This window comes from Anaeropeptidivorans aminofermentans (genome assembly GCF_940670685.1).
Taxonomy (GTDB): domain Bacteria; phylum Bacillota; class Clostridia; order Lachnospirales; family UBA5962; genus Anaeropeptidivorans; species Anaeropeptidivorans aminofermentans.
Genome location: NZ_OW711693.1, coordinates 2,504,084 through 2,517,084, shown reverse-complemented (window position 1 = coordinate 2,517,084; position 13,001 = coordinate 2,504,084). Strand labels below are relative to the sequence as shown.

At 36.8% G+C, this 13,001-nt stretch carries 14 protein-coding genes and 1 riboswitch; of the genes, 8 read left to right on the top strand and 6 right to left on the bottom strand.

Going from position 1 to position 13,001, the window contains the following annotated elements; translation table 11 throughout:
- The first annotated feature begins 335 nt into the window (after positions 1 to 335).
- The 4 genes from NBX03_RS10590 to NBX03_RS10575 all read left to right on the top strand — a co-directional run bounded on the left by NBX03_RS10590 (position 336) and on the right by NBX03_RS10575 (position 2,658).
- Complete coding sequence (locus NBX03_RS10590) at positions 336 to 860, top strand: cell division protein SepF (protein ID WP_250227746.1); 525 nt, start codon at positions 336 to 338, stop codon at positions 858 to 860.
- A gap of 15 nt (positions 861 to 875) precedes the next feature.
- On the top strand, positions 876 to 1,157 hold the full coding sequence (locus tag NBX03_RS10585; RefSeq protein ID WP_250227745.1) for a YggT family protein: 282 nt from the start codon (positions 876 to 878) through the stop codon (positions 1,155 to 1,157).
- A 62-nt stretch (positions 1,158 to 1,219) separates the two neighbouring features.
- Entirely contained in the window at positions 1,220 to 1,954 is a 735-nt protein-coding gene (locus NBX03_RS10580) for a YlmH/Sll1252 family protein (protein WP_250227744.1), read from the top strand.
- 11 nt (positions 1,955 to 1,965) lie between these two features.
- The gene (locus NBX03_RS10575) at positions 1,966 to 2,658 is read left to right on the top strand and encodes an aspartate/glutamate racemase family protein (RefSeq protein WP_250227743.1); all 693 of its coding nucleotides are present in this window, start codon (positions 1,966 to 1,968) and stop codon (positions 2,656 to 2,658) included.
- A gap of 25 nt (positions 2,659 to 2,683) precedes the next feature.
- Here NBX03_RS10575 and NBX03_RS10570 read toward each other — a convergent pair whose 3' ends face one another.
- The 5 genes from NBX03_RS10570 to NBX03_RS10550 are packed head-to-tail and all read right to left on the bottom strand — an operon-like array spanning position 2,684 to position 7,008.
- The gene (locus tag NBX03_RS10570; RefSeq protein WP_250230267.1) at positions 2,684 to 3,775 is read right to left on the bottom strand and encodes an ABC transporter substrate-binding protein; all 1,092 of its coding nucleotides are present in this window, start codon (positions 3,773 to 3,775) and stop codon (positions 2,684 to 2,686) included.
- A gap of 24 nt (positions 3,776 to 3,799) precedes the next feature.
- The gene (locus NBX03_RS10565) at positions 3,800 to 4,588 is read right to left on the bottom strand and encodes an ABC transporter permease (protein WP_250227742.1); all 789 of its coding nucleotides are present in this window, start codon (positions 4,586 to 4,588) and stop codon (positions 3,800 to 3,802) included.
- Positions 4,585 to 5,370: an ABC transporter permease gene (locus NBX03_RS10560; RefSeq protein WP_334303379.1), complete on the bottom strand. Its 786-nt coding sequence runs from the start codon at positions 5,368 to 5,370 to the stop codon at positions 4,585 to 4,587. The genes NBX03_RS10565 and NBX03_RS10560 overlap by 4 nt, the downstream gene beginning before the upstream one ends.
- Positions 5,371 to 5,398: 28 nt before the next feature.
- A complete protein-coding gene (locus NBX03_RS10555) occupies positions 5,399 to 6,451 on the bottom strand; it encodes an ABC transporter ATP-binding protein (RefSeq protein ID WP_250227740.1) in 1,053 nt (350 codons plus the stop codon).
- A 14-nt stretch (positions 6,452 to 6,465) separates the two neighbouring features.
- On the bottom strand, positions 6,466 to 7,008 hold the full coding sequence (locus NBX03_RS10550; RefSeq protein WP_250227739.1) for a helix-turn-helix domain-containing protein: 543 nt from the start codon (positions 7,006 to 7,008) through the stop codon (positions 6,466 to 6,468).
- A gap of 827 nt (positions 7,009 to 7,835) precedes the next feature.
- Here NBX03_RS10550 and NBX03_RS10545 point away from each other — a divergent pair.
- The 4 genes from NBX03_RS10545 (at position 7,836) to NBX03_RS10530 (ending at position 11,309) form a co-directional block, all read left to right on the top strand.
- On the top strand, positions 7,836 to 8,777 hold the full coding sequence (locus NBX03_RS10545; protein ID WP_250227738.1) for a magnesium transporter CorA family protein: 942 nt from the start codon (positions 7,836 to 7,838) through the stop codon (positions 8,775 to 8,777).
- A 118-nt stretch (positions 8,778 to 8,895) separates the two neighbouring features.
- Positions 8,896 to 9,273: a RidA family protein gene (locus tag NBX03_RS10540; protein ID WP_250227737.1), complete on the top strand. Its 378-nt coding sequence runs from the start codon at positions 8,896 to 8,898 to the stop codon at positions 9,271 to 9,273.
- A gap of 165 nt (positions 9,274 to 9,438) precedes the next feature.
- Positions 9,439 to 10,257: an endonuclease VIII gene (locus tag NBX03_RS10535; RefSeq protein ID WP_250227736.1), complete on the top strand. Its 819-nt coding sequence runs from the start codon at positions 9,439 to 9,441 to the stop codon at positions 10,255 to 10,257.
- A gap of 162 nt (positions 10,258 to 10,419) precedes the next feature.
- Positions 10,420 to 10,521: riboswitch (guanidine-I (ykkC/yxkD leader) on the top strand.
- A gap of 50 nt (positions 10,522 to 10,571) precedes the next feature.
- Positions 10,572 to 11,309: a GAP family protein gene (locus NBX03_RS10530; RefSeq protein ID WP_250227735.1), complete on the top strand. Its 738-nt coding sequence runs from the start codon at positions 10,572 to 10,574 to the stop codon at positions 11,307 to 11,309.
- A 551-nt stretch (positions 11,310 to 11,860) separates the two neighbouring features.
- On the opposite strand, the gene NBX03_RS10525 is transcribed toward NBX03_RS10530, so the two are convergent.
- Positions 11,861 to 12,940 carry an NAD(P)H-dependent amine dehydrogenase family protein gene (locus tag NBX03_RS10525; protein WP_250227734.1) on the bottom strand — a complete coding sequence of 360 codons (1,080 nt, stop codon included), beginning with the start codon at positions 12,938 to 12,940 and terminating at the stop codon, positions 11,861 to 11,863.
- Positions 12,941 to 13,001 lie beyond the last annotated feature (61 nt).

Sequence of the window (13,001 nt, the reverse complement as noted above, 5' to 3'; positions counted from 1 at the left end):
CTTTTATATTTTTCTCCAATAGACAGGAATTAACATATTATGGTAATTATGCTAAATTGTGCCATAAAATTGATTGTGTTTTTGTACTTCATGAGGAAAAAGCAGAGTTTTTAAAGGGTTTTTTATTAAAAAAGTATAAATAATCAGTTGACAATTGTTACAAAAGCGTTAATAATATAAATAAGTAATCGAACATTGCTTTATAGACGATTGTGTATCGTCATATTGCTTTTTAAAAAGCAATATGACAATAGCTATTTAAAGTTGATTTACTTATATCAAGGATATAGCCTTAAAACAAAAGATTATATTTGAAGTACATAGGAGGTTTTTAAATGCCTGAGATTTTTAAGAAGCTTAAAGATGCATTACTTGGGGTAGATATTGAAGATGAGATGGATTATGATGACGAATATGAGGAATATGACGAGCCTGTAGTTGAAAGGCCGACCGCTGAAATAAAGAGCTTTCAGCCAAGGCTTGCTCCTGAAAGGGCAAGGGGAACTTCCAATATCAGAAGCCTTTCATCAAACGTTGTAGACCTTCACAGAAAGTCTCAAATTGATATAGTATTGCCTAAGAATATTGAAGATGCAAGAGACGTTATAGACAATACAAAAAGCGATATCATATCTGTGGTTAATCTTGAAGGCGTTGACGGAGCTGATGCTCAGAGAATTGCCGATTTCTTAAGCGGCTCTGTAGATGCTCTTGACGGAAACATCAGAAGATTAAGTAACGATATGTTTGTAATTGCTCCAAGAGGCGTTGAGATAACAGGTGCGGTCTCATCGGAAATAAATGAAGAGATAAGAAGTTTCGGGCTTTCCTCCTCATGGTTGAATTCAGCATTTAAATAGACGGGGGCTCATTAAATGAGAGATATTTTAGCAAGGTCTATCGGGCAGTTTGCGAATCTGCTGGATTTTCTTATATTAATAAGCTGCATCATGAGCTGGCTGCCTATTAACAGGGATTCATTTATTCCAAGGACTATAACGGCTCTTACGGAACCGCTTATGTCTCCCGTAAGGAAGCTTTTATACAAATCGCCTTTAGGGGGTCCCGGCATGATGCTTGACTTTTCTCCTGTAATAGTGATTTTGCTTATTAATCTTATAAGCGGTCTTCTTCAGACCCTTATATACAGCTTTTAGCAATCAATATGCTTGATAGAGATCAATTATTAAGAAAATTTATAAAGCCTGAGGAGAAGCTTTTGTTTTCAAAAGCTTTAAATCAGGTTTTTATCTGTGAGGAAAAATGTTTTAAAACTTTTTCCGATTTTTTGGACCCTATAAAAGCCGAACTGTTTTCCAAGGTAATTTCTGAAAGTTCCGATATTATTGTTAAATCTTTCGGCGGGGCGGAAGGCTGCGAAAGAAAGCTTCTGGGTTTTTCTCCTTATTGGGAGGAGCTTACGGAAGAAGAGTTTCCTATAGACCAAATAGAAATCATATTTTCAAAAACAGGAGGAAAAGGCCTTAGCCATAAAGACTTTTTAGGCTCAATATTAGGCCTTGGAATAGACAGGGCAAAAATAGGAGATATTTTTATATTTGAAAAGAGAGCTGTGGCATTTGTAAATAAATCTGTTTCGGATTTTATTATTATGGGGCTTAAAAGTGTAGGCAGGGTTTCTGTAGAAGCTTCTATAGTGCAGGATGAGTTTTTTATCCCTCCTCTTTTAGAATACAAGGAAACAGCGGTTAATGTGGCATCTTTAAGGCTGGACGCCGTAATAAGCGCAGGCTTTTTGCTTTCAAGAAGCCTATCTCTTAAGCTTATACAAGGGGATAAGGCGCAAATAAACTGGGTAAACATATCGAACCCTTCAGCGGCAGTCAAAAAGGGCGACAGCATAACTTTAAGGGGCCATGGAAGGCTTATAATTACCGATATAGAAGAACGGCGCAAAGAAGGCTTCAAAATAAGCTTAAGGCGTTTAGGATAAGGAGAAGATTTATGAAAAAATTAGGTTTAATTGGCGGTATTGGGCCTGAATCTACAATATCCTATTATAAAAACATTGCTTATGGTATTCAAAAAAGAGTTGGAAAGCCTTTCTTTCCGAGCCTTATTATTGAAAGCGTCAATGTTTTCCATGTGCTTGAGATGTGTGACAGAAAAGAGTATGAGAATTTAACAGACTATCTTTTAAAAGGTATAAATAACCTTGCGGCTGGGGGAGCAGATTTTGCTGCCATGACCGGTAATACTGCCCATATTGTTTTTGATGAGCTTAAAGCGCTATCTCCCATACCCTTAGTCAGCATAATCGAATCGGCTTGTGATGAAACAAAAAGGCAAGGGTTAACTAACATTGGTCTGCTTGGAACGAAAGCAACAATGGACGGTGATTTTTTTATTAAGCCGTTTTCTGATAACAACATTAATGTATTTACGCCAAGTGAAGAAGAAAAGGCATACATTGGAGAAAAAATTGAGACAGAGCTTGAATTTGGCATAATAAATCAGGAAACCTTTTCAGGCTTTATGGATATTGCTGAAAGAATGGTTACAGAAAATCATATTCAGGCCATAGTTTTAGGCTGTACAGAACTGCCCTTACTTTTTAAAGATGCTAAATTGCCTGTAAAATCTCTTAACACAATGGAAATACATATCAATACTTTAATAAATATGATTTTGGAATAAATAAAAAAGGGCCCTAGGGCCTTTTTTATTTTGAACTTGCTGTAAGTACTTCTGTCCATGCTTTATCAAATTCCTGAATGAAATCTCCAAGGTCAACAAATACTTCCAGTTCATCGAAGATTTCATCAGAGGGCCAGTAAACAGGATTATTTAAAAATTCTTCTCCCAGTTCCTCGGCAACTTCTTTATTCGTGGTGCTGTATCCAATGTATTCTGTGTTTTTCTGGGCTATATCAGGGCGGCAGAGGAAGTTTATAAATGCTTCTGCGCCTGCTTTATTCTTTGCGGTGCTTGGAATAACTACATTATCAAACCATGCATTGCTTCCTTCATCGGGGATTACATATTCAAGGTTTTCATTATATTCCTGGCAGTAGATGGCGTCACCGGAGTATACGAGGGCTAATGCGCCTTCGTTTCCTATCATTTTATCCTTTACAGGGTCTCCAACGTATGCCTGAACTAAAGGCATCTGATTAATAAGAAGCTCTTTTGCTTCGTTTAATTCATCGATATTCGTTGTGTTTACAGAATACCCAAGGAGCCTTAAAGCAGGAACAAAAGCGTCTCTTTGGCTTGAATACATAAATATTTCGCCTTTATATTTTTCGTTCCAAAGGATATTCCAGCTATTTACCTCATCATCGACCATATCTGTATTATAGAGTATTCCCAATGTTCCCCACATATATGGAACGGAATATTCATTGTTAGGGTCAAAATCAAGGTTTTTGAATTTATCATCAATATATTCATAATTAGGGATATTGTTAAAATCAAGCTTAAGAAGCATATCTTCTGCAATCATCTTTGTAATCATATAATCTGACGGAAAAGCTACATCATAGCTTGCGCCGCTGTTTTTTATCTTGGCATACATGATTTCGTTGCTGTCAAAATAATCGTAATTTACCGTTATTCCTGTTTCTTCGGTAAATATATCAAGAACCTCTTCGTCTATATAATCTCCCCAGTTATATACGTTGATGGAGGTTCCGGCAAGCTCAGATGCAGGTACGTCTTCCGAACCCTTTGGAGAGCCATTTCCTGAGCAGCCTGAAATAAGCATGGCGGATGCCGCTAAAGCCAATAAAACATTTTTAACTTTCAATTTCATCATTCCTTTCAGATTATAACCTTATTATGATTCCTTAAGCTTTGAAGCGTCTCTTTTGTTAATTAAATATAAAAGGGCAAGAACAGCTACGAACATCAAAGTAGACAGAGCGTTTATTTTGGGGTTTACGCCGCGTCTTGCCATTGAATATACAATAACCGATAAATTGCTTACGCCAGAGCCTGTGGTAAAAAAGCTTATTACAAAATCGTCTATAGATAAGGTAAAAGCAAATATTGCGCCTGTTACGATCCCCGGCATGATTTCGGGAAGAACGACTTTAAAGAAGGCGAACAGAGGGCTTGCGCCTAAATCAAGGGCCGCTTCATATAAATTTTTATCAAGCTGCCTTAGCTTTGGCAGAACCGAAAGTATAACATAAGGGATATTAAATGTAACGTGGGAAATAAGTAAAGTCATAAATCCCAGCTGGCCTAACCCTAATATTTTAAATACGGATATATAAAGTATCATGAGGGATACACCGGTAACGATATCAGGGTTTAAAACAGGAAGATTCGTAATATTCATTACAACGTTCCTTGAGGCCTTTGAAAGCCCGTTGATGCCTATGGAGGCAATGGTGCCGATTACTGTGGCTATAGCAGAGGATAAAAGAGCAATAACAACAGTATTATAAAGGGCCTTCATTATTCTTTTATCGTGAAAAAGTTCAATATACCAGTCTAAAGTAAATCCGCCCCAATATCCTCTTGAACGAGACTCGTTAAAGGAAAAGGCGATTAAAACTACGATGGGGGCATACATGAATAAAAGCATCAGCCCGAGATAGAACTTTTTTAAATTTCTCATATCAGGCTCCTTTCTTCACCGTCCTTATCAAAGAAGGAAAGCAATAGAGAGGTAATTAAAATCATCATCATCATAATTACTGCAAGGGCAGAACCGAAGTTCCAGTTTCCGACTCTTAAGAACTGATGCTCAATTAGGTTACCGATGAGCATATATTGTTCGCCGCCCAGCAGGTTTGAAATGATAAATGTGGTAACGGCAGGCATGAATACCATTGTTATACCGGAGACGATACCCGGAACACTTAAGGGAAAAACAACTTTGGTAAAAACCTCCCGGGAATTTGCACCTAAATCCTGGGCAGCCTCTATGATGCTCTGGTCCATTTTCGAAAGAACCGTGTATATAGGAAGAATCATAAAGGGCAGGTAATTATAAACCATACCAAGAATAACGGAGCCGTCTGTATAAATAAGCTTTGTTTTAGGCAGGCCTATAAATTCAAGCATGGTATTAATAATGCCGTTATTTTCAAGTATTGTAAGCCATGCATAGGTCCTTAAAAGAAAGTTCATCCACATGGGCACGACAAAAAGGAAAAGCAAAAAGCTTTTTTTCATGTATTCCTTTGAGGCAAGGATATAAGCAACGGGATAGCCCAGAAAAAAGCATATCACCGTGCAGATAAGAGCAAGCTTCAAGGAATCGAAAATAACCTTAAGATAAGTCGGCTCAAAGGCCCTTGTAAAGTTCTCAAGGGTAAAGCCTGCATTTGGGTCTGTGGAAGACCTTAAGCTATAGTAAAGGATTAAAAACATAGGTATCACAGTAAATATAATCATCCATAAAATATAAGGGTAAGATGCAGTTTTATTTCTCAACAGGGCACCTCCTCATAATATGTATGGAGTCTGGCTCTATGGAAAGGCCTACGAAAGAGCCTGCTTCACTAAGCTTTGTGGATTGTATTTTCCAGAGAAAATCACCGCTTTCTACAAGCATCTCATAATGAACACCAAGAAATTTTACGTTTTTAACCGTGCCTTTGATTTTTGCATCTTCAGATTTTACGATATTAATATCCTCAGGGCGAATTACGACGTCTATTGCGCTGGTATCGGGAAATGCCTTGTCAACGCATTTAAATATGCTTCCTTGAAAATGAACAGAGTAGTCTTCTGTCATAGTGCCTGGCAGGATATTGCTTTCACCGATGAAGTCGGCTACAAAGGCATTCTTAGGCTCGTTATATATATCAACGGGGGTACCGATTTGCTGAATCACACCGTTATTCATTACTGCTACAGTATCGCTCATAGTAAGGGCTTCTTCTTGGTCATGGGTAACGTAAACGAAGGTTATACCCAGCTGCTTCTGCATATTTTTAAGCTCTATTTGCATGTCTTTTCTTAATTTTAAGTCAAGGGCGCCTAAAGGCTCATCTAAAAGAAGGACCTCCGGTTCATTTACCAATGCCCTTGCGATGGCTATTCTCTGCTGCTGCCCGCCGCTTAAAGAGGATACGGAACGCTTTTCATAGCCGGGAAGATTCACAAGCTTAAGTATTTTTTTAACCTTATCGTCAATAACGCTCTTTTCTGTCTTTTTAAGCTTAAGGCCGAATGCGATATTTTCATATACATCCATATTCGGGAAAAGGGCGTATTTTTGAAAAACCGTGTTGACTCTTCTCTTATATGGGGGAAGGCTCAATATGCTTTTGCCTTCAAATAAAAGATCTCCGCTTGTCGGGGTTTCAAAGCCTGCGATAATCCTTAGAGTTGTGGTTTTTCCGCAGCCGCTGGGGCCTAAAAGCGTGAGAAATTCATTCTTTTTTATATATAAATCAATATCATGCAAAACCCTAACACCATCTGTAAAGGTTTTGCTGATTTTGACTAAATCGATTAATTTATCATTCATTGCTAGAGCCCTCCTTAGAAGTTTGGTGGTGTTGATACCATAAGAAGTATTGCCTCTGTCGAAGAGGAAGAATTCTCTACATAATAAGAAGAATTTGCATTATAATAAAAGCTTTCGCCTTTTTTTACCTTGAACTTCTGGCTTCCTATATGCAAAGTTACGGAACCTTGCATAATATAACCGAAAACCTCGCCTTCATGGGCGCTGTAAATACTCGACTGTCCGTTTTTCTGAAGCCGCATGAGAATAGGTTCCATACGGTTTTTCTGGGCGTTTGGGATAATCCAGGTGATGCTGTGGCCAAGCTCCTCATTTTCCTGAATAAAAACGTCATCTTTTTCAAAAATAATTTTATCGTCGGTGGTTTCGTTGAAAAAGTCTCTTAAATTCGTTCCAAGGCACTCTAATATATCTACAAGAGTAGCGATAGAAGGGCTTGTAAGATCTCTTTCAAGCTGAGATATAAAGCCCTTTGAAAGCTCTGCGCGGTTTGCAAGCTCTTCTTGGGTTAAATTAGTTCGTATCCGTAGCTGTTTGATTTTTTCTCCTATTTGCATATCTATATCACCTACAAAACCGTTTAATAAACTAAACCTAAAGTTTAGGGATTCTAAACATTGATATTAAACCATAAACAGATTTCAATGTCAAGTAAAAAAACATACATATATATTAAAATTTAATATAGCCATACAAAGCTTATAAAATCAAGGGTTTCTAAAGGGTTGTCCCTTTGGTAAAAAGCTTTGGAAAAGTCATGTTTTCATTCCTTTCACATTTGCGCTGTAAAATCATAAAAAATTGATTTTTTAAAAATAAATTATAAATAAGTGTTTGCGTTTATTATAAAATATGTAAGAGTTTTTATTATAATATATCAAAAAAGGCAGAAAGTTTATAGTAATTTCTGCATGAAAAGCCCATTTGGATGTCGAAATGATAAAATTATGCTTAAAAATGCACAAGTCTAGTATTATATCAGAGAAATTAGAGTATTTATTTAAAAATTTTTTGTTTAAAGTATGTAAACTTTTTCATATTTATTTTAGATATTTTAATATATAAATTAGTTGATTAAGCGTATTATTTAGGTTAAACTAAATAGTGAAGGTATTTATAGTAAAACAAATTAATTACAGTAACGAAAACCGTATATTTTGAATGACTTAAATATAGCGGTTTTATATATTTAAGCTGTTTATGAAAAATAGGGTTTTGTCACTATCTTAAAGTTGTTTTGCTTTATTATTATACTTAAAAAGGAAGTGGATTTATGGACTTGCCTCCCCGACGGTGCTGCCGGTCTCTGATACTTAATAAAAAAACAAAGGGCAGGGCTATAAATCCTTTTTAGCCGCTGTCCTTTAGCGAGGATGTGGTTAATATGATGGATATTTATAAATCAGGCCCCCAAGGGCTTGAAAAGCTTGAAACAATAGAAGAGGGCTCATGGATTAATTTAATCAGCCCCACACTTGAGGAAATAAGGCATGTGAGCCAAATGGCCGGAGTGGACCAAAGCTTTATAAGCGCCGCTACCGACGAAGAAGAACGCTCAAGAATAGAATACGATGAGGATACAAATTCATACCTTATCGTAATAGACATACCCTTTATCACTGAAACGAGAAATTCAAGAACTTATGAGACGCTTCCTATAGGTATTATTTACAGTGACAAAGCGATAATAACCGTATGCCTTCAGGAAAGCAATATCATAGACAGCTTTATAAAAGGTGCTGTAAAAACATTTTTTACTTATAAAAAGTCACGATTTATACTTTTGCTCTTGTATAGAACAGCTACAAGTTACCTTCAGTATCTTAAGCAAATAGATAAAAAAAGCAGCCTTATTGAAACAGAGCTTCACAAATCCATGAAAAATCAGGAATTAATACAGCTTATGGACCTTGAAAAATCCCTTGTTTATTTTTCTACTTCGTTAAAGTCCAATGAGATTGTTTTGGAAAAGCTTTTACGGCTTGATTTAATAAAGAAATATCCTGAGGACAAGGAGCTTCTTGAAGACACGATTATAGAAAACAAGCAGGCGATTGAAATGGCTAAAATATACAGCGATATTTTATCAGGAACCATGGATGCCTTTGCTTCTATTATTTCAAATAATCTTAATATTGTGATGAAGCTTTTAACCTCAGTAACGATAGTAATGGCAATACCAACCATGATTTCCAGCTTTTACGGAATGAACGTAGTCAATATGCCTCTTGCTGCCCACCCATATGCTTTCTGGCTGATTATGGGCGTTGCGGCTATATGCTGTGTTGCTGCGGCTCTTTTCATGGCCAGAAAAAAGCTTTTTTAAAATTTCCTTTATATATTTATACTTGTTATATAAAATCTTCTTTGATAAAGAGGATTTACTATAAGGCATTTTCTTTGAAAATGTATAATATATTACATTCACTAAGGAGGAAATACAAATGAATAAAGAAATTATTGCAACAAAAAATGCTCCGGGAGCCATCGGCCCTTATTCTCAGGGAATAAAAATAGGCGAACTTATTTTTACATCAGGTCAGCTTCCTGTAGACCCTGCTACGGGAGAAATGTATACAGACGTTAAAAAAGCGACCGCGCAGGCCCTTGAAAATGTGAAAGCTATCCTTGAAGAGGCCGGCTCAAGCATGGAAAAGGCTGTTAAAGTAGTTGTTTTCCTTCAGGATATGACTGATTTTGCCGAAGTTAACGAAGTATACGGTACTTATTTTACAGAAAATCCTCCTGCAAGAAGCTGCTATCAGGTAGCAAAGCTTCCTAAAGACGCTATTATAGAGATAGAGGCCATTGCCACAGTTTAATACTTATCTTAGAATCACCGGAAAAACCGGTGATTTTTTTATATAGTTTAGTATGAAAAGAATTTAAAACATCTAATGTGTTTTTTAAATGCTTCTGTAGGAGTAACCCTGCATTTATGTTATAATTACAAAAAATTTAATATAAATATAAAGGAGGTTTAAACAATGCTGGAACTGCCGGAAACAATCAATATATCAAAGCAGATAGAAGATAATATAGCTGGTAAAGTAATAAAGCAGGTTCTGCCCCCCACAAAGGAGCATAAATTTTGCTGGTATTCCTGCGAGCCTGCGCAGTACGATTCCCATATAAAGAAAAGCAAGGTTCAATCTGCCGAAGGCTTTGGCATTTATGTAGAGATGATTTTTGATAACGGAAAGCGGCTGTGCTTTAACGATGGAATTAATATAAGGCTTGTAAAACAAGAAGATGTACCTAAAAACTATCAGCTGTTAATAGAATTTGATGATGAAACGGCATTATGTTTTACAGTAAGTATGTATGGCGCCATTATGCTTCATGACGGAAACTACGACAATGAATATTATGTTAAAAGCAGAGAAAGCATTTCTCCTTTTTCAGACGGCTTTGAAGCCCATTATAGAAGTAAGCTTTTAGAAGCAAAACCGAATTTAAGCGCAAAAGCTTTTCTTGCCACGGAACAGCGGTTTCCGGGGATTGGAAACGGGTCTTTGCAGGATATTTTATTTGAGGCGGGAATCCATCCTAAAAGAAAAATTAAAACCTTAAGCAAGATTGAAGAGGATAAGCTGTATTCTTCTATTATCTCTGTACTTAAAAAGATGACGGAGCTTGGGGGAAGAAATACTGAAAAGGATATATTCGGAAATAAAGGAGGGTACGAAGTTAAATTATCTAAAAACACACTTTCTTCCAGATGCTCCCTTTGCGGAGGACAAATTGTAAAAGAAACTTATATGGGCGGCTCTATTTATTATTGCCCTGCATGCCAGCCCGTTTAAGAAAACATATAGTAATAAAAGGGCTTTATGACTGCTTTCTTGGAAAGGGATTAATAAATATTACTTTAATTTGCGGGTAATTTCTCTTTGTTGATTTACAAAGATACGGAAATGTTGACAGATTACAGACTTTTTGATATGATAACAGCACATCAGAATACTTATTTAGTTTTCTAGGGTTCCGTAATATAAATTATTAGTCTGGTCCGAGAGAAAACGCACAATTTTATATTGTGTACACGGTGGGATAAAAGCCTAGGAGTTATTGAAACTCCTAGGCTTATTTTTTTGCTTAAAAATAAGGAGGAAACTACATGTGGGGATTATTAATTTCAACTGTTTTAACAAGTGCAGCCGACAGCCTTAACCCTTTTGCCATTACTCAGCAATTCGTATTGCAGGGAATGGTCAAAAAACCAAAGGATATTTGGTATTTTATTATACCGACAGGTGTTACAAATCTTATAGGAGGTTTTCTTGCATATTTCGGGCTTATATCTTTTATTGGAAAAATATTAAGCATGTTTATAGAAGAGTATGGGCAAGTCTTATTTATTGCGGAAATCATTCTTGGCATAGGCTTTCTCATTGGGGCGGGGCTTTTAATTCAAAACAACAAAATAGAGACCCTTAAAAAGCATATAAGCGCTGTGGCAAAAGAGGGGGATAAAATAACAGAATCTATAAAAGAAACATCTGTTAAAATAAAATCCGTATCGCCCAGAGCTTTAATGGCCTTAGGCATCGGTGCAACAATTTCTGAACTGACAACGGCTTTACCGTATTTTGCTTTTCTGGCTATTCTTTTTAATTATAAGCTTACCTTTTTACAGCTATCCTTCATACTTGTTATATATAACATCATATATACAATGCCGTTGATTATTTTATATTTTGTTTATATAAAGGCACAGGATAAATTTGATTATCTTTATAGGGTTATAAACAAAAAGATTACGAAATGGGCTAATATTGCAGCACCTCTTTTAGCATGCCTTGTAGGTTTAATTTTAACTTATCATGGGATGGCACTTTTAACAAAGGGCATATAAACTTATATTGCATAGAGATACTCCGGTATAAAACCTAGGGTGTGTTCCCGCTAATCTAAGCAAGCATCTAAAAAGGCGCTATTTAGCCATACTATGTCAGCGTTTCCTAGCAGACTCCTTCCAGTATGCGTCGTCAACGCTTCCTTGTTTGGCTAAATACCGCCCATTTTATCTGCATATTTATATAGTGGGAACACGTCCTAATACAGTAAAACAGCTTTAAGGCAGTAACAAAACCTATTTTTCATAAACGGCTTAAATATAATAGAAGCGCTTATATTAAGCCGCTTATAGTCAGCAAAGCTAAAAAGAGCTTTGTTGCTGTATAGTAAATTTATTATGAAGAAGCAGCAAAAGCCTTTCCCGGCAGGCTCAAAAAAACGGATTTCCTTCGGAAACGGTACTTTTTTGAGCCTTCGTGAATATACGATACGGTTTTGCTACTATTTAACTTTAAATTTACTATAAGCAAATTATTTTACTTTAGCCTAAAAAATAAGCCCTAAATCAATCTCTGTTGTAAGAGCTTGGTTTAGGGCTTTATATATTTATTATCCGATTACATATTCATTAAGGGGCCTTACAAGATAACGGTTATTCGGCATCTTGTCTGTAGAAATGTATCCTGGAGCACTGTTTATAAGAGCAGGAATACGGTTTACGAGATTTGCGCATGTAAGCTCTACCGTAGCGGGCCTATTGCAGATATTGGTGGTTTCAGGTTCACCGTAAAATGTCCATTCATTTTTATCAAATTCATTGGGCGCATATACTTTTCCGATGCATTCTGTTACGAGGGTAATTCCTTCGGCTGTTTTAGTAGTAACAATTGCAGACATGCCTGTTGCATCTCCGGCTTTTATGGTCATACCTAAGGTTTCGGAATGCAAATCTTCGCTATGGGTTGTGGGAACGCATATCTGAGTTTGAGAAATAGGGGTAAGGCCCATTTTGCTGCAAAGCCAGCCGTTCTGGTTCCACATATAGCTTGGAATATAAGAGCCGCTTTCAACAAGCTTTTTAATTTCATCAGAGGATAAATCGTTATAATTGCCGATTTCTTTGGTGAATTCGTCTATGGTTAATCCTGCGCCGTGGCCTTTTGCCAAAGCAATGCCATAGTCTTCAACATTGTAGCTGCTGCTTCCTTTTATGCCTGTTATCTTATGCATGGAGCCTGCAAGGGTATCAATAAGCACACCCCAATACATATCGGGGTAACCGCTTCCTGCTAAAGTACAGCCGTTTTTCTTGGCAAGCGCATCAAGCTCTTTTGTAATATCCGGTGAAGAGTTCCATGGATATAAAGCTTCTTCACATGTGGAAATGGCATTTACTCCGCTTTCGGCACAAATTGTGAATGCATCTTTTATATCCGCCATTGTACTCATTGTTGCTACTACACATACATCAGGCTTAAGCTCTTTTAAAATCCGGCCGGCGTCTTTAGCATCTGAAACAATTACGCCTACCTTATCTCCTCCGATAATGTCACCGATATCCTTGCCGATAACGGCAGGATTAACATCAAAGGCCGCTACGATTTCCGCGCCCTTTTCCAGTAGATAGCGCATAAGGTAAACACTCATTTTACCGCAGCCATACTGGGCAGCTCTAACTTTTCGATTCATTTATAATACCTCCTAACATTATAAATTGTGGACAATTTCATTATAAACCTTATTGTAAGAA